The organism is Hydrogenophaga electricum, assembly GCF_030160815.1.
In the GTDB taxonomy this organism is placed as follows: Bacteria; Pseudomonadota; Gammaproteobacteria; order Burkholderiales; family Burkholderiaceae_C; genus Hydrogenophaga; species Hydrogenophaga electricum.
In genome coordinates this window covers 31,426-47,434 of record NZ_BSPB01000009.1, presented here as the reverse complement: position 1 = coordinate 47,434, position 16,009 = coordinate 31,426, and the positions used below count along the sequence as shown (strand labels likewise).

The following is a 16,009-nucleotide window of genomic DNA, read 5'->3' as shown; positions in this document are numbered from 1 at the left end:
GGCGTGGACCTCCCTCGGTTCAGTCCGCCAGCGCGTAGGCGCCGGTTTCGTCGTGCACTTCGCGGCCGGTCAGCGGCGGATTGAAGACGCAGACCATGCGCATGTGCGTGCCCTTGTTGGCGCGCAGGATGTGGCGGTCGTGCTGGTTGAGGGCGTAGATCGTGCCCGGGCGGATGGCATGGGTCTGACCGGTGGCCAGGTCGGTGATCTCGCCCGCGCCTTCGATGCAGTAGACGGTCTCGAAATGGTTGCGGTATTCCATCTCCAGCTCGGCGCCGGGCTTGATGATGGTGTCGTTGACCGAGTAGCCCATGCCGGCGTCCTGGTAGATCAGGCGGCGGCTGGTCCAGCCTTCGGTGTCCACGTCGGCGGCGGTGCCCAGAATGTCTTCGAGGTGTTTGACGATCATGTTCAATGTCTCCTTGGGGTTTCAGGCGGCTTTGCGCAGGTCGCGGCTCAGGGCGGCGCGCAGGCTGGTTTCGATGATGTCGAGGCCGTGTTGCAGTTCGTCCTCCTTGATGGTCAGGCTGGGCAGGAGCTTGAGCACCTGGTCGTCGATGCCGGCCGTCTCGATGACCAGCCCGCGCTCGAAGCAGGCCTGCGAGATGGCCGAGGCCAGCCCCGGTTCGCTGAAGGCCACGCCCTGGATCAGGCCGCGGCCCCGCACGGTGGCGTCCAGGCCCTGGGCCTTGACCATGCGCATGAGCTGCTCGACCGCCATGTCGCCCTTGCTGGTCACGGCGTCCTGCAGCAGGGTGTTGGTCCAGAAGCCCAGCGCGGCGGTGGCGGTGACGAACGCGGGGCAATGGCCGCGGAAGGTGCCGTTGTGCTCGCCGGGGGTCCACTGGTCCAGCTCGGGCTTGATCAGCACCAGCGCCAGCGGCAGGCCGTAGCCCGAGAGGGACTTGGACAGCGTGACGATGTCGGGCACGATGCCCGCTTCCTCAAAGCTGAAGAAGTGGCCGGTGCGGCCGCAGCCGACCTGGATGTCGTCGACGATGAGCACGATGCCGTGGCGCGCGGTGATCTCGCGCAGGCGGCGCAGCCAGGCCGTGCCGGCAACGTTGACGCCCCCTTCGGCCTGCACCGTTTCCACGATCACGGCTGCCGGCAGTTCCATACCGCTGCCGTTGTCCACCAGCATGGCTTCGAAGTAGTCGAGCGTGTCGACCTCGCTGCCGAGGTAGCCGTCGAACGGCACCGAGGCCGTGTGGTTCAGGCTGACGCCGGCGCCGGCGCGCTTGAAGCCGTTGCCCGTGACCGCCAGCGAACCGAGCGTCATGCCATGGAAGGCGTTGGTGAAGCTCACCACCTGGTCGCGGCCGGTGACCTTGCGCGCCAGCTTGAGCGCCGCTTCCACCGCATTGGTGCCGGTCGGGCCGGGGAACTGCAGCTTGTAGGACAGGCCACGGGGTTGCAGGATCACGTCCTGGAAGCGGCGGATGAAGGCTTCCTTGGCCTCGCTGTACATGTCCAGCGTGTGCGTGATGCCGTCGCGCATCAGGTAGGCCAGCAGGGCCTGTTTGATCTTGTCGGGGTTGTGGCCGTAGTTGAGCACGCCGGCACCGCTGAAGAAATCGAGGTAGCGGCGGCCGGTGGTGTCGGTCATCCAGGCGCCTTTGGCCGTGGCAAACACGGCGGGGAAGTTGCGGCAGTAGCCGCGGACCTCGGACTCGTACGTCTCGAACGTATTCATGGTCTGTCTCACTCTCTCTTGTGGGATGCCCCGGGGACACCCCGCTCGTCAAAGCAACCCGCCGCAGGGCGGGCGCACGGGCGTGCGTGGCTCAGGCTCAGGCAGGAACGCCACGCACGATCGGCCCCACCCGGTAGAGGGGTTCGGCCGGGTGTTCCTGCGGGAACTGGTCGGGGGTGAAATGCGCCTGCACCGAGCAGGCGGTGCCGTGTTCGGCCGCGAGCCGGCGGAACACGGCCTGTGAAGCTGCGTTGTCTTCGGCCACGGTGGCCGTGACCCAGCGGCAGTGGGCGTTGGCCGGCAACTGCAGCCAGGCCTGCAGCAGCCGCAGGCCCAGCCCCTGGCCGCGGTAGGTGGGCAGCACGCCGATCTGCCACACGAAGGCGGTGTCTGCCTCGCGCGGTGGGTGGTAGCCGATGACCAGCCCGACCATCTGGCCGTCGTGTTCGGCCACCAGGCAGGTGTCGCCGAAATCGGTCGCCAGCAGCAGGTAGAAGTAGGGGGAGTTCAGCTCCAGCGCGCCGGTCTCACGCACCAGGCGCCATGCTGCGGCCCCGTCGCTCGGGCGGGCAGATCGAAATTGAACGGAAAGGGAATGGGTATAGGTCGGCCTGTCGGACTGGGTCATGCCATGGGTTTGTTTGTGGTGAAGCCGGTCTGCGTGGCGCAGCGGCTTCTGGCGAACGGCGGGTGACTGCCCGAGGGCGGTGTGCCTGCCGGTCGGCCCCCTTGTGGGGACCTACAAAAGAACTCAAGCGACCCAATGGCCGTTGAACGAGAAGACCGAAGCCCTCAGCGCCGGTATGCGCAGGAGGCGTTCGACCTGTGCACACAAGCGCCGGAGCGCCCTGTGCTTTTTTCAGTCTAACCCCATTGAAAGTCGAGCGCAACCCGTGCGGCATGCCGTGCTGCCGCAGCGCCGAATGCGATTGATGCGGGGCAAGGGATGTGGGCGCGGCAGTGGCTGTGCGCGTGAAGCCCGGCTACCATTGCCCCATCGGTCCTCACGGGCCGTTCGCCGTTTCATCGCTCTTCACGACAGGAGGCCTGTTCCCATGTTCAAGAAAATCCTTGTGCCCACCGACGGTTCGGAACTGGCATCGGCGGCCGCCACCACAGCGGTCCAGCTGGCCAAGAGCCAGGGTGCCCAGGTGGTGGGTGTCTATGTCATCGATCCCTTCCCCTACATCGGCATCGGCGACGCGGCAGCGGCCGGTCTGCAGGCCTATCTGGCGGAAGCCAAGGCCGCAGCCGGCCAGGCGCTGGATGCGCTGGCCGCCGTGTGCAAGGCCGACGGCGTGCCCTTCGCCGGCGACACCATCGAACGCAACGTGGTGTACGAAGGCATCATCGAAACGGCCCAGGCCGAAGGCTGCGACCTCATCGTCATGGCCTCGCACGGGCGCCAGGGCGTCAAGGCCCTGATCCTGGGCAGCGTGGCGCAGAAGGTGCTGACCTACGCCAAGATGCCGGTGCTCATCGTCAAGGGCTGACGGATCGCCCTCGCGACCCGCGTCAGCGGCGGGGCGATGGCGATGGCCCCACCTTTTTCAGCGCCGGAACTTGCCCGAGCCGTCGATGATCGACAGGTCGGCGAAGTCCAGACCGGTGTGGCTCGTGGGGCTGTAGCTGATGCTCAGGCCCCCGAGGTTGAAGCCCCGGGTGGCCTCCAGCGCATCGCGCAGGCCTTCGGGGCTGGGCTTGGGGCCAGCGCGGCGCAGGCCCTCCACCAGCACCTTGGCGGCGGCAAAGCCTTCCATCATCGCGGGCGACACGCCGGGCAGGTTCTGGGCCTTGGCCAGATCCATCGCTTCGCGGATCAGCGGTGACGTCATCGAGCGCTCGTTCGGAAACACCTGCGTCACGATGACCCCGCGGGCGTGGGGGCCGAGCAGTTTGACGAAACCGTCGCTGGCGTTGTTGGACAGGGTGACCACCTGGGCCAGCGAACCCGCCGCGCGGATGGCCTTGACCGCTTCGGCCGTGTTGCCGGCCGAGGCAATGATCAGCACCGCCTGCGCCTGCAGGGCCGCGACCTGCCGGGCCAGCGGGGTGAAGTCGGGCTTTTCCCGGGGAAACTTGGCCAGCAGCGCTGGCTCCAGCTTGGCCTGGGCAAAGCCCCTGGCGGCGCCGGCGTAGGCGTCGGCCCCGAAAGTGTCGTCGGTCTGCAGCACAGCGATGCGGGCCATGCCGATGCGGGCCAGGTGCTCGATGGCACGGGCCGCCTCGCGCTGGTAGGTGGCGCGCACGTTGAACACCCACGGGTGCACAGGCTCGTGCAGCACCATGGCGCCGGTGCTGGGGCCCACCAGCGGCACCCGGGCTTCGGTCAGCAGCGGCAGCAGGGCCTGCGCATGGGGCGTGCCCCGGTTCAGGAACAGCGCTAGCACTTTTTGTTCGTTGATGAGCCGGGTGGCCACTTCCACCGTCGTTTTCGGGTCGAACTGGTCGTCCACGGTGATGAGCTCGATGCGTTCGCCATGCACGCCACCACGGGCGTTGACCGCGTTCAGGTACAGCCGGGCGCCTTCGGCGTTTTCCTTGACGCCAGCGGCCACCGACCCGGTGAAACCCGAGGGCATGCCGATGCGCAGCTGTGCCCAGGCCGGGCTGGACAACAGGGCGCTCAAGGCCAGTGCCCAGACGCCTGCGCACGAAAAACCGGCTTTCGGTGAACGGAACATGGAACCTCCCGAGAATGGATGGGCGGAGTCTATCGGCGCCACCAGCGCCGCGATTGTGGGAATGACGTAGGGCGGGCGCGGTCCGACGCCCGGCGCTCCTAGAATGTTTGCCTCCCGACACGGAGCCCCTGCATGTCCGACGACATTACCCCCGATTTCTCCGCCATCACCCCACCCGAAGCCACCGGGGCGGATGACCACCAGGGCCTGATCCGCATCCGCGGCGCGCGCCAGCACAACCTCAAGAACCTGGACCTCGACATCTACACGGGCGAGCTGACGGTGGTCACGGGCCCGAGCGGGTCGGGCAAGTCCAGCCTGGTGTTCGATACCCTGTTCGCCGAAGGCCAGCGCCGCTACGTCGAAACCTTCAGCGCCTACGCGCGCCAGTTCCTGGACCGCATGGACAAGCCGGCGGTGGACAAGGTGGAGGGCGTGCCGCCGGCCATCGCCATCGACCAGACCAACCCGGTGCGGTCTTCGCGTTCCACGGTCGGCACCATGACCGAGCTGAACGACCACCTCAAGCTGCTGTTCGCGCGCGGCGCGAGCCTGTTCGATCGCGAGACCGCGCTGCCGGTGCGGCACGATTCGCCGGAGACGATCTTTGCGGAGCTGCAGCGCCGCTCGGCGGAGCAGGGCGATCCGCGCCTCGTGGTGACTTTCCCGGTCGAGCTGCCTGCCAGCACCACGCCGGAAGAGGTGGCGCAGTGGCTCTCGGCCAGCGGCTACACCCGGGTGCAGGCCGAGCGCACCGTGCAGCGCGAAGCCCAGGAAGAGGCGCCCGCCAAGGGCAAGAAGGCCAAGCCGGTGATCGAGGCGGTGAAGTTGCTGGACGTGGTGGCCGACCGCTTCCGCCTGGGCAACGCCGAACCGGCGCGGGTGATGGAAGCCATCGAGGCCGGCCTCAAGCGCGGGGCCGGCAAGCTGATGGTCTATGTGCTGAAGGAAGAGGGACGACCCGACGCCGGGCCGCCCGACATCTGGAAATTCTCGACCGGCCTGCACTGCCCGGAAAGCGACATCCGCTACACCGAGCCCACGCCTTCGGCCTTTTCCTTCAATTCCGCCGTGGGCGCCTGCGAAACCTGCCGGGGCTTCGGCCGCGTCATTGGCGTCGATTACGGCCTGGTGATCCCGGACGAAAAGCTCACGCTGCGCAACGGTGCGGTCAAGGTGTTCCAGACCCCGGCCTGGAAGGAGTGCCAGGACGATCTGATGAAACACGCCGAGGCGGCGGGCATTCCGCGCGACACGCCCTGGAACAAGCTGACGCCCGAGCAGCAGCATTGGGTGAAGGCCGGGTCGCCGAACTGGAACGGCAAGTGGAACCAGCACTGGTACGGCATCGCGCGCTTCTTCGAGTACCTGGAGAGCAAGGCCTACAAGATGCACATCCGGGTGCTGCTGTCGAAGTACCGCAGCTACACCGAATGCCCTTCCTGCGGGGGCGCGCGCCTCAAGACCGACAGCCTTCTGTGGCGCATCGGCACGAAGGCGCAGGCCGACGCGGTGCTGCCGGCTGAAAAGCGCTACTTGCCCACCGGCGTGAAGTGGTCGCGCGCGCAGCTCGAAGCGCTGCCCGGTCTGTGCCTGCACGACCTGATGCTGATGCCTTTGTCGGATCTGCGGCGGTTCTTCGCCGATCTGTCCACTTCTCTCGCAGGCGCTGCCGGTGGGCGGGCGGAGCGCCCGGTGGCGTCAGTCGCAGGCTCCGATGCCTTCCCCGGACACTCCGCCCACCCACCCGCATCGCCGAACCAGGGCACGCCAACGGAAGAAGCCAGCGCGGTCGATCTATCTCGCACGCCCACACCCGCATCGTCGCGAGGGGTAGGGGCGAAGGAGGAATCCGAGCGTGCGACTGACGACGCAGCCCCTACCCCTCGCGACGATGCAGCGAGCGCCAAAGGCAGTGGCGAACAACAAGCCCTGAAGCTGCTGTTCGAAGAGATCAACACCCGCCTGCGCTACCTGTGCGAAGTCGGCATCGGCTACCTCACGCTGGACCGCCAGAGCCGCACGCTTTCTGGCGGCGAAGTGCAGCGCATCAACCTCACCACCGCGCTCGGCACCTCGCTGGTCAACACGCTGTTCGTGCTCGACGAACCCAGCATCGGCCTGCACCCGCGCGACATGGCGCGCATCAACGACGCCATGCTGCGCCTGCGCGACGCCGGCAACACCCTGGTGGTGGTGGAGCACGACCCGGCCGTGATGCTGGCCGCCGACCGCCTGATCGACATGGGGCCCGGCCCCGGCGAGCGCGGCGGGCAGATCGTGTTCGACGGCACACCCGAAGCCATTCGCAGCGCCGACACTCTGACCGGCGCCTACCTGGGCGCGCGCAAGACCGTGGGCATGGGCTTCAAGCGCATGGTCACCGACAGCACGCCGCGCCTGATCCTCGAAGGCGCGCGCGAACACAACCTGCAGAACCTCTATGTCGAGTTCCCGCTGCAGCGCCTGACCGTGGTCACCGGCGTGTCGGGCTCGGGCAAGTCCACGCTGATCCAGGACGTGCTGGCGCCCGCGCTGCTGCGCCACTTCGGCAAGGCGACCGAATCGCCCGGTGCGCACGACCGCCTGCTCGGTGCCGACTTCTTGAGCGAAGTGGTGTACGTCGACCAGTCGCCCATCGGCAAGACCGCGCGCTCCAACCCGGTCAGCTATGTCGGCGCCTGGGACGCGATCCGCGCGCTGTTCGCCGACGCGCCGCTGTCGCGCCAGCGCGGCTACACGCCGGCCAAGTTCAGCTTCAACAGCGGCGACGGGCGCTGCCCGACCTGCGGCGGTTCGGGCTTCGAGCACGTCGAGATGCAGTTCCTCAGCGACGTGTACCTGCGCTGCCCGGACTGCGACGGGAAGCGCTACCGACCCGAGGTGCTGGAGGTGCGCATCGAGCGCGGCGACCGCCTGCTCAGTGTGGCCGATGTGCTGGGCCTGACAGTCAGCGAGGCGGCCGACCTCTTCAAGGCCGACCGCGAAGTCATCCGCGTGCTGCAACCCATCGTCGACGTGGGGCTGGAGTACGTGAAGCTGGGCCAGCCCGTGCCCACGCTCTCGGGCGGCGAGGCACAGCGCCTCAAACTGGCCGGCTTCCTGGCCGAAGCGGCGCGGAACAGTGCCGCCAGCCGCCAGGCGCTGGCGAAGAAGGGCACGCTGTTCCTGTTCGACGAACCGACCACCGGCCTGCACTTCGACGACATCGCCAAGCTCATGCGTTCGCTGCGCAAGCTGCTCGAAGCGGGGCATTCGCTGATCGTGATCGAGCACAACCTGGACGTGATCCGCAGTGCCGACTGGCTGATCGACCTCGGTCCCGAAGGCGGTGTCGGCGGTGGTCTGGTGGTGGCCGAAGGCCCGCCCGAAGAGGTGCGTGAACACCGCAGCAGCCACACCGCCAAGGCCCTGCGCGACTACGCCAACGCGATGGACAAGGTGCACACGGTCAGCGACCGGGTGGCGCCATACGCGGTGAAGAAACGGCGCGCGCAGGTGGGTGGCGACGCGGTGCGCATCGTCAACGCCAAGGAACACAACCTCAAGAACCTGAGCGTGGACATCCCGCGCGGCAAGTTCAACGTCATCTCCGGCGTCAGCGGTTCGGGCAAGAGCACGCTGGCTTTCGACATCCTGTTCAACGAAGGCCAGCGCCGCTACCTCGAATCGCTCAACGCCTACGCGCGCAGCATCGTGCAGCCCGCCGGCCGGCCCGAGGTGGACGCGGTTTACGGCATCCCGCCCACGGTGGCGATCGAGCAGCGGCTCTCGCGCGGTGGTCGCAAGTCCACCGTGGGCACGACCACCGAGGTCTGGCATTTCCTGCGCCTGCTCTATGTGAAGCTGGGCACGCAGCACTGCGTGCACGATGGCGCAGCGGTGATGCCGCAGAGCCCGGAAAGCATCGCCGCGGCCATCCTCACGCGTTACCGCGGCCGCCACATTGGTCTGCTGGCGCCGCTGGTGGTCAACCGCAAGGGCGTCTACACCGAGCTGGCCGACTGGGCGCGCCCGCGCGGCTACACCCACCTGCGGGTAGACGGCGAGTTCCTGCCCACCACCGGGTTTCCGCGCATCGACCGCTTCAAGGAACACACCATCGAACTGCCGGTGGCCGACGGTGTGGTCGACCCGGCCAACGAAGCCTGGCTGCGCACGCAACTGGCCAAGGCGCTGGAACTGGGCAAGGGCACGCTGCACCTGCTGACCGACCTGGACGGGCTGGCGCCCGCGCTGGCCGAAGGCCGGTCGACCGCGAACCTGGGGACGCTGGAGGTGTTCTCCACCACCCGCGCCTGCCCGGTCTGCGGCACCAGTTACCCCGAGCTGGACCCGCGCCTGTTCTCCTACAACAGCAAGCACGGCTGGTGCCCCGACTGTGTGGGCACGGGCGTCAAGCTCTCGCGCGAACAGCGCAAGGCGCTGGACGATTCGGTGCGCGACGATGACCAGAAGGGCCGCGAGCAGAGCTTCGCCGAGCCCGAGGTGGAAGACCTGACCGACGAGGCCTGCCCGAGCTGCGAAGGCACGCGCCTGAATGCCCAGGCGCGGGCGGTGCGTTTCGGCGGCGTGTCGATCACCGACATCGCGCGCCTGTCGGTCAGTGAGGTGCGCGCCTGGGTGCAAGCCATGATGGCCACTGGCGGTCTGGCCTCCAGGGAAGCCGACATCGCGCGCGACCTGCTGCCCGAGATCGAAAGCCGCCTGGCGTTCCTGGAAGAGGTCGGCTTGGCCTACCTCACGCTGGATCGCGGCGCGCCCACGCTGTCCGGTGGTGAGGCGCAGCGCATCCGCCTGGCGGCCCAGCTCGGCAGCAACCTGCAGGGCGTGTGTTACGTGCTCGACGAACCGACCATCGGCCTGCACCCGCGCGACAACCAGATCCTGCTGGACGCCCTGCACAAGCTGGGCGACATGGGCAATACGCTGGTGGTGGTGGAGCACGACGAAGACACGATCCGCCGTGCCGACCACATCATCGACATCGGGCCCAGCGCGGGCAAACGCGGTGGCCGGGTGGTGGCGCAGGGCACGGTGGCCGACCTGTCGGCCAGCGCCGATTCGTTGACCGGACGCTACCTGCTGTATGCGATGAAGCATCCCCTGCAGGCGCGGCGTCCGGTGCTTGCGCCCGCTGCGGGATCAGGGGTTGCGCCGGGCGCCTCATACGCTCCCGCCAAATCGTTGCCCGGCGCAGCCCCTGCTCCCTTGATCGTGGGTGAGCCTGCACCTGATGCGGGGGTGAATTGGCTGGAAGTGCGCGGCGCCGCCCTGCACAACCTGCAGAAGCTCGATGCGGCCGTGCCCCTGAAGCGCCTGGTGGTGGTGACTGGCGTTTCCGGCTCGGGCAAGTCCACGCTGGCGCGCGACGTGCTGCTGACCAATGTGGCCGCAGCGGTGAGCCAGCGCAGCACCTTTGCCGGCCGCCAGGCGTGGGACAACGAGGGCGCACGACCGGTCTGGGCCGGCTGCAGCAAGCTGCTGGGCAGCGAAACCGTCGACCGCGTGCTCGAAGTCGACCAGACGCCCATCGGCAAAACCCCGCGCAGCTGCCCAGCCACCTACATCGGCTTCTGGGACACGGTGCGCAAGCTGTTCGCCGACACGCTGGAGGCCAAGGCGCGCGGCTACGGTCCGGGGCGCTTCAGTTTCAACACCGGCGAAGGCCGCTGCCCGGCCTGCGAAGGGCAGGGCATGCGCACCATCGAGATGAGCTTCCTGCCCGACGTGAAGGTGCCGTGCGAGGTCTGCCACGGCGCGCGCTTCAACCCCGAGACCCTGGCCGTCACCTGGAAGGGCAAGAACATCGGCGACGTGCTGCAGATGGCGGTGGACGAGGCGGTCGAGTTCTTCGCCAGCATGCCCGCCATCAGCCACCCGCTGCAACTGCTCAAGGACGTGGGCCTGGGCTACCTCACGCTGGGTCAGCCCTCGCCCACCTTGAGCGGCGGCGAGGCGCAGCGCATCAAGCTGGTGACCGAACTCAGCAAGGTGCGCGACGACATCGGCCGCCGTGGCCAGAAGGCGCCGCACACCTTGTATGTGCTCGACGAACCCACGGTGGGCCTGCACATGGCCGACGTGGAAAAACTCATCCGCGTATTGCACCGGCTGGTCGATGGCGGCCACAGCGTGGTGGTGATCGAGCACGACCTGGACGTGATGGCCGAGGCCGACTGGATCATCGACCTCGGGCCGGAAGGTGGCTCGGGCGGCGGCCGTATCGTGGCGGCCACCACGCCCGAAGGCGTGGTGCAACGGGGCACGCACACCGGCAAGGTGCTCGCCCCCGTGCTGGCGCGCTGAGGCGGGGCCTCGTCGGTCCCCGCCCGGGCGTCAGGGCCGGCCTGCGCCCGGCACGCTCACCGTGGTGGTCCAGATCGCCGCCTCGCGGGCGGCCTGGCGTGCGTGCTCGTGGAAGTCCGGTGCCACGCAGATGAACAGGGTGCGGCCGTCGGGGCCGCCCAGCGTGCAGGCGAAGGCGCCCTGCGCCCCGGTGGAGAGGCTTTCGAGGATCTCGCCGCCCGGGGCCATGCGCACCACGCGGTTGCCCACCGCATCTGCGAACCACACCGCGCCCTCGGCGTCCAGCGTGGCGCCGTCGGGCGCCGCCTTGAGCGCGCCCAGCACGGTCGGCGTGTCGGTCAGCGGGGGCAGTGGCCCCCACGAGGCCCAATCGCGGCGCGGGCCCAACTGGCCGTCGGGCTGGATGTCGAAGGCCGAGATGCGGTTGCCCATGGTTTCGCCGACGATCAGGGTGCGGCCGTCCGGCGTGATCATGCTGCCGTTGGGAAAGTACAGACCGTCGGCCGCCACATGCACCGAACCGTCGGGGTCGACCCGGGCCAGCCTGGCGGTCTGGGGTGTACCGCCACCCATCAGGTCGAAGCCGAAGTTGCCCACGTAGGCGCGGCCTTGCGCGTCCACCACCATGTCATTGACGTGGCCGCTCGCGATGCCGGACAGGTCGGCGTGCGTGACGAGCCGGCCGTCTGCCTCGCGCCGCAGAATCCGGCGGTCGCGCATCGAGATCACCAGCAGGCGCCCGTCGGGCAGCCAGCCCATGCCGGACGGCTGTTGGGGCACGTCGGCGATTTTTTCCACCCGCCCCTGCAGGTCGACGCGCAGCACCTGGTGGGTGTAGAAGTCCGACAGCCACAGGTGGCCGTCGTGCCAGCGCGGGCTTTCAAAAAAGGTGTAGCCCGAGACGAGCTCGGAAAAGCGGGGGGCGAGGCTCATGGTGATGTCTCCTTTGTGGGGTGGAAAACGCACCATAGGCATGAAGCCCCTCGAAGGCAAGCCGCCCGCATCGCCTTGGCGACGCGGACCGGCAGGCAATGATTGCGCTACCCTCTGGCCGTGTTGCACCAGGTCATCCACATTCACCCCGCTGCGCCGGCCAAGCCGCCGGAGGGGGCTGCCTGCAACGGGTGCGGCGTGTGCTGCCTGGCCGAGCCGTGCCCGCTGGGGCAGGTGATCTCGCGCCGCCGTGCCGGCGCCTGCGCAGCCTTGCGCTGGAGCGACGCGCAGTCGCTCTACCGCTGTGGAGCGGTCAGCGACGCGCGAGGGCTGCTGGGGCCGCGCTGGGGCTGGGCCGCGCCCGCACTGCAGGCGCTGGCACGCCGCTGGATCGCAGCGGGCCGCGGCTGCGACGCCACGCTGACCACCGACACGGCGCCCGACTGATCCGGTCGCGGCTCAGCGCCAGCCCAGCCAGACCAGGCCCAGCGCCAGCACCGCCGCCACGGCGAGCAGCAGGCGGGTGCGGCGGCGCAGCACATCCACCGCGCCGACCAGCCGGGTGTTCTGCTCCGCCAGGTCGGCCACGGTGCGGGTGAGCTGGTCCTGTGTCTGCTGCAGGCGCTGCACGTCCTGCTGCAAGGCGGCCACCTCGCGTTGCAGCACGTCCGGTTCGGGGGCGACCGGTATCGGTGTGGCGGCGTCGGCCGCGCTGGGCGCCGGGCGCTTGTTCTGCCGGTCCACCAGTTGCCGCGCGGCGGCCAGCACTTTGGGGGCGTGTTCGATCACGTCCCCCCAGGGAATCACTTTCAGGGCAGTGAGCCAGGGAATTGCCAAAAACACGCTCCTTTTCCGGGCGGCAAGCGGTGCGCCCGCCGGTCAGCTTAGCGCCTGTGCCTGCGGCAGCGGGGCCACGGTGGCGATTCCCGACCCTTGATCTGGCGCAAGCGTGGGCGGAATCGGGCGCTCATCCGGGAAGCACCTGAGATCCCGGGGGGTGGAAAGTCATAACATCCGTAATTGCCGATATTTGAATTAATGGTGAAAAAATGGATGCCACCGCGTGGATCGAGCGTTGGGGGGAGCCTGCCGTGCTGGCCTTGTGCGGGCTGGTGGTGGGGCTGGGCTTTGGCTTCTTTGCCCAGCGTTCGCGCTTTTGCCTGCGCGCCGCCGTGATCGAGTTCTGGCACGGCCGCTTCGGTGAAAAGCTGGCCGTCTGGCTGCTGGCGTTTTCGGCGGCGGTGGTGGCGGTGCAGGGCTTCATCGTGGCAGGCTGGCTCGACGTGGGGACAGCGCGCCAGTTGTCGGCCCGCGGCAGCCTGTCGGGGGCGCTGATCGGTGGGCTGATCTTCGGTTTCGGCATGGTCATGACCCGCGGCTGCGCCAGCCGGCTGCTGGTGTTGTCGGCCAACGGCAACCTGCGGGCGCTGTTGTCGGGGCTGATCTTTGCCGTCGTCGCGCAGGCGTCTCTGGGGGGCGTGCTGGCGCCGTTGCGGGAAACCATCGCCGGCTGGTGGGTGGTGGAGGGCGGGGCGTCGCGCAGCCTCCTGGCGCTGGCCGGCGCCGGGCCGCTGGACGGGCTGGTCTTCGGTGCCGTCTGGCTCGTGACCGCCGGCTTCTTTGCCCACTACAGCGGCTGGAGCGCCTGGAAGTGGGTCGGCGGGCTGGGCACGGGCCTGATGGTGGCGCTGGCCTGGCTGGCCACCTACCAGGTGATGGCGCATTCTTTCGAGCCGGTGCAGATCCAGGGGCTGACCTTCAGCGGGCCTTCGGCCGAATGGCTGATGCGCGTGCTGGCCGAGCCGGGCAAACCCTGGACATTCGGCCTCGGGCTCATGCCCGGCGTGTTCCTGGGATCGCTGGTGGGCGCGCTGGTCGGCCGCGACTGGAAGCTCGAAGGTTTCGGCGGGGCCTACACCATGCCGCGCTACATCATCGGGGCGATCTTCATGGGCTTCGGCTCCATGCTGGCGGGGGGCTGCGCGGTGGGCGCCGGCATGACCGGGGGCGCGATTTTCGCCACGACGGCCTGGCTGACGCTGGGCGGCATGTGGGTCGGTGGCGGCCTGGCCGACCGCCTGCTCGACCGTGCACCCGCCGCGGCACCCACTGGTGCTTCCGCCGCCCCTTGACTGTCCCTGCGCCGTGCCTCAGGTGCGGGCGCGCCGCAGCAACCACCAGCCGGGCAGCGCCACGGCGATCAGCAGGGCCGGAAATCCGAACACGGGCGACAGGTCCAGCAGTGCCGCACCCAGCGCCGGAGCGAGCACCCCGCCCAGGGTGTAGGCCAGCACCAGCACGGCGGTGCTGTTGACCAGCGTGATGCCCTCTTCGCGCGAGCCGATGTCGATCATGGCCAGGGTGTAGAGGCTGCCGCCTGCGCCGCCCCAGACGAAGGCGATGACCGCGGCCAGCCAGGGTGTGCCGGCGACGAAGGGGATGAACAGGGTGGCCAGCAGGGTGACCAGGGCGCAGCCGTGCATCAGCGCCAGGCGTGCCCGGCCCGGTGTCGGCCAGCGCGGGTGGTGGCTGAGGCGGTCGGCCAGCAGCCCGGCGGGCAGCATCATCAGGGCGCTGCCCAGCCCGCTGGCCGACACCAGCAGCGCGGCTGCGGCGGCGCCCAGCCCGAGCGCCAGGCCGTAGAGCGGCAGCAGAGAGGTCAGGCCGCTTTCGAAAAAACCACCCACGAAGCCGATGGTCATGATCAGCGGGTGCGCACGCAGGGCCTGCCACACCCCGTGCAGACCGACGCGTGCCGAGTGCTGGTCGGCGGCGGCCGGCAGGCGCGGAATCAGCAGGCTCCAGACCAGGCCCACGCTGACCGAGGTCAGCACCAGCCACAAGGCCAGCGGGCTCTGGGGGCCGACCGCGGCCAGCAGCGCCGGCCCGATGACGAAAGTGGTGCCGATCATGGTTTCGAAAATGCCGACCATGCGCCCGCGCTGCCGGGGGGGTGCGAATTCGGCCACCACCGCTTCGGCCAGCACCCAGCGCAGACCGGAGGCGGCCCCCGAGATGAACTCGAAGACGAACCACGCCGCGAGCGCATCGGTGGCCAGGAAGCCGGCGATCGCCACCACGGGCACGGCAGCGGCCAGCCACAGCGTGGGGCGCCGGCCCAGGCGTTGGGTGATGGCCGAGGCGAACGGCGTGATGGCGAAGATGCCGACCCAGCCCGTGGCCGCGAACAGCCCGGCCATCGAGGTCGACAGCCCGTCGCCCTTGAGCCGCAGCAGCAGCAGGGGCATGAGCATGAAGTAGCCGATCAGCTCGAAGAAGGTGGAGCCGAAAATGGCCACCAGGCCCCGGCCGGCCTGCGGGGCGGACGTTCCGGTGCCGGCGATGCCCGAGTGGGCCGGGGGCAGCGGGTGCTCGCTCATGCCGGACTCCGGGCGCCGCGCGCGGCCAGCAGGGCATCGACCATTTCGGCAAAACCGGCACCGCGTTCGCCGGCGGTCCGGTAACGGGGCGGGTGGGTGAGTGCCGGCAGAAAGCGCGCGACATTGCCCACGCCGATGCTCTGGCTGAAGTGGGCGAACAGGGGCGCGTCGTTGGTCGAGTCGCCGATGAAGGCCCAGCACTCGCGCTCGGCGTCCAGGTCGCGCCCGAGCCGCTCGCGCACGATCCAGCGTGCCCCGCTGAGTTTGTCGTGGTCGCCGATCCAGCCGTTGATATGGATGGAACTGACGGTCGCTTTCAGGCCGGCTTCCTGCATCCGGCGTTGCACGAGGGCGGTGTCGGCCGGTATCAGGTGGGCGAATTCGCTGTGGTCGATGGCGATGTCGGTTTCGCGGCCCGCACTGTCCTGCGCCAGCCGCGCATGCGGCAGCTCGGCCAGGATGGCGTGGGCCACCGCCTGCAACCGCCGGGCGTGGCGCTGCCGCGTGGGCGCGTCCTGCTGATAGGCGCGGCACAGGGCCCCATCGCTGCCGCGCCAGAAGGCCACGGCGCCGTTTTCCGCCACGATGCCATCGACCGGCCAGGCCAGCGCGAAGGGGGCGCTCCAGCCGGCCGGGCGACCGGTGATGGCGAACACCGGCAGGCCGGCATGGCGCAGACGCTGCAGCGCGGCGCCCGCGTCGGGCGTGAGGGCACCCCCGGTGGTGAGGGTGTCGTCGATGTCGGTGAGCACGCCCTGGATGCGGGCCCGGGCGGCCAGGGGCCAGTCGGAAAGCGGCGTCGGGTTCATAAGGGGCCGCCAGTTTCGCAGATGCCTGAAAAGCCTGCCTGCGCTAGAATTCCACCATTCCGAGGAGCGTTGCAGCGTCCCCACCGGTGGAGTTCACCGGCCGCGGGGCGTGAGGCTCGGATCCCTTCTTCGCAACGACGCTCATCCACTGCACGAGTGAGGTGAGTCCGGTTCCCCATCGTCGGTGGCTTTCTGCCC

General features: G+C 69.1%; 12 protein-coding genes and 1 riboswitch. Of the genes, 4 read left to right on the top strand and 8 right to left on the bottom strand.

The genetic code is table 11. From position 1 onward, the window contains the following. Nucleotides 1-19: 19 nt before the first annotated feature. The 3 genes from QQK43_RS07985 to ectA form a co-directional block, all read right to left on the bottom strand. Nucleotides 20-409, bottom strand: a complete 390-nt coding sequence (locus QQK43_RS07985) for an ectoine synthase (protein WP_234266388.1) — start codon at nucleotides 407-409, stop codon at nucleotides 20-22. 21 nt (nucleotides 410-430) lie between these two features. Beyond that, nucleotides 431-1,696 (bottom strand): diaminobutyrate--2-oxoglutarate transaminase, encoded by a 1,266-nt coding sequence (gene ectB / locus QQK43_RS07980; protein WP_284307336.1) that lies wholly within the window; start codon nucleotides 1,694-1,696, stop codon nucleotides 431-433. Nucleotides 1,697-1,793: 97 nt separating this feature from the next. Continuing rightward, the gene (ectA, locus tag QQK43_RS07975; RefSeq protein WP_284307335.1) at nucleotides 1,794-2,324 is read right to left on the bottom strand and encodes a diaminobutyrate acetyltransferase; all 531 of its coding nucleotides are present in this window, start codon (nucleotides 2,322-2,324) and stop codon (nucleotides 1,794-1,796) included. A 427-nt stretch (nucleotides 2,325-2,751) separates the two neighbouring features. Between ectA and QQK43_RS07970 the strand changes: the two genes are divergently transcribed. Further along, the gene (locus QQK43_RS07970; protein WP_234266385.1) at nucleotides 2,752-3,189 is read left to right on the top strand and encodes a universal stress protein; all 438 of its coding nucleotides are present in this window, start codon (nucleotides 2,752-2,754) and stop codon (nucleotides 3,187-3,189) included. 57 nt (nucleotides 3,190-3,246) lie between these two features. On the opposite strand, the gene QQK43_RS07965 is transcribed toward QQK43_RS07970, so the two are convergent. Beyond that, entirely contained in the window at nucleotides 3,247-4,380 is a 1,134-nt protein-coding gene (locus QQK43_RS07965; RefSeq protein WP_284307334.1) for an ABC transporter substrate-binding protein, read from the bottom strand. A 132-nt stretch (nucleotides 4,381-4,512) separates the two neighbouring features. Here QQK43_RS07965 and QQK43_RS07960 point away from each other — a divergent pair, with 132 nt between their 5' ends. After that, nucleotides 4,513-10,689 (top strand): excinuclease ABC subunit UvrA, encoded by a 6,177-nt coding sequence (locus QQK43_RS07960; protein WP_284307333.1) that lies wholly within the window; start codon nucleotides 4,513-4,515, stop codon nucleotides 10,687-10,689. A gap of 30 nt (nucleotides 10,690-10,719) precedes the next feature. Here the strand turns inward: QQK43_RS07960 and QQK43_RS07955 are convergent, their stop codons facing one another. Then, nucleotides 10,720-11,622: an SMP-30/gluconolactonase/LRE family protein gene (locus QQK43_RS07955; RefSeq protein ID WP_234266382.1), complete on the bottom strand. Its 903-nt coding sequence runs from the start codon at nucleotides 11,620-11,622 to the stop codon at nucleotides 10,720-10,722. Between the two features lie 120 nt (nucleotides 11,623-11,742). Here QQK43_RS07955 and QQK43_RS07950 point away from each other — a divergent pair, with 120 nt between their 5' ends. Continuing rightward, nucleotides 11,743-12,069, top strand: coding sequence for a hypothetical protein (locus QQK43_RS07950; protein ID WP_284307332.1), 327 nt, complete (start codon nucleotides 11,743-11,745; stop codon nucleotides 12,067-12,069). A 12-nt stretch (nucleotides 12,070-12,081) separates the two neighbouring features. Here the strand turns inward: QQK43_RS07950 and QQK43_RS07945 are convergent, their stop codons facing one another. Next, nucleotides 12,082-12,465: a hypothetical protein gene (locus QQK43_RS07945; RefSeq protein ID WP_284307331.1), complete on the bottom strand. Its 384-nt coding sequence runs from the start codon at nucleotides 12,463-12,465 to the stop codon at nucleotides 12,082-12,084. Nucleotides 12,466-12,671: 206 nt separating this feature from the next. On the opposite strand from QQK43_RS07945, the gene QQK43_RS07940 reads away from it, so the two are divergent. Further along, a complete protein-coding gene (locus tag QQK43_RS07940) occupies nucleotides 12,672-13,754 on the top strand; it encodes a YeeE/YedE family protein (protein WP_284307330.1) in 1,083 nt (360 codons plus the stop codon). A gap of 18 nt (nucleotides 13,755-13,772) precedes the next feature. On the opposite strand, the gene QQK43_RS07935 is transcribed toward QQK43_RS07940, so the two are convergent. Together QQK43_RS07935 and QQK43_RS07930 are read right to left on the bottom strand one after the other, a co-directional pair. Beyond that, the gene (locus QQK43_RS07935) at nucleotides 13,773-15,002 is read right to left on the bottom strand and encodes an MFS transporter (protein WP_284307329.1); all 1,230 of its coding nucleotides are present in this window, start codon (nucleotides 15,000-15,002) and stop codon (nucleotides 13,773-13,775) included. Next, complete coding sequence (locus tag QQK43_RS07930; RefSeq protein WP_284307328.1) at nucleotides 14,999-15,811, bottom strand: HAD-IIB family hydrolase; 813 nt, start codon at nucleotides 15,809-15,811, stop codon at nucleotides 14,999-15,001. The genes QQK43_RS07935 and QQK43_RS07930 overlap by 4 nt, the downstream gene beginning before the upstream one ends. 55 nt (nucleotides 15,812-15,866) lie before the next feature. Next, nucleotides 15,867-15,961: riboswitch (S-adenosyl-L-homocysteine riboswitch) on the top strand. Nucleotides 15,962-16,009: the final 48 nt, after the last annotated feature.

Excerpts from the sequence above, each read along its gene's own strand:
- QQK43_RS07960 (WP_284307333.1), top strand. The coding sequence starts at position 4,513 with ATGTCCGACGACATTACCCCCGATTTCTCCGCCATCACCCCACCCGAA.
- QQK43_RS07985 (WP_234266388.1), bottom strand. The coding sequence starts at position 409 with ATGATCGTCAAACACCTCGAAGACATTCTGGGCACCGCCGCCGACGTG.
- QQK43_RS07930 (WP_284307328.1), bottom strand. The coding sequence starts at position 15,811 with ATGAACCCGACGCCGCTTTCCGACTGGCCCCTGGCCGCCCGGGCCCGC.
- QQK43_RS07970 (WP_234266385.1), top strand. The coding sequence starts at position 2,752 with ATGTTCAAGAAAATCCTTGTGCCCACCGACGGTTCGGAACTGGCATCG.
- QQK43_RS07935 (WP_284307329.1), bottom strand. The coding sequence starts at position 15,002 with ATGAGCGAGCACCCGCTGCCCCCGGCCCACTCGGGCATCGCCGGCACC.
- QQK43_RS07955 (WP_234266382.1), bottom strand. The coding sequence starts at position 11,622 with ATGAGCCTCGCCCCCCGCTTTTCCGAGCTCGTCTCGGGCTACACCTTT.
- QQK43_RS07965 (WP_284307334.1), bottom strand. The coding sequence starts at position 4,380 with ATGTTCCGTTCACCGAAAGCCGGTTTTTCGTGCGCAGGCGTCTGGGCA.
- ectA (WP_284307335.1), bottom strand. The coding sequence starts at position 2,324 with ATGACCCAGTCCGACAGGCCGACCTATACCCATTCCCTTTCCGTTCAA.
- QQK43_RS07940 (WP_284307330.1), top strand. The coding sequence starts at position 12,672 with ATGGATGCCACCGCGTGGATCGAGCGTTGGGGGGAGCCTGCCGTGCTG.
- ectB (WP_284307336.1), bottom strand. The coding sequence starts at position 1,696 with ATGAATACGTTCGAGACGTACGAGTCCGAGGTCCGCGGCTACTGCCGC.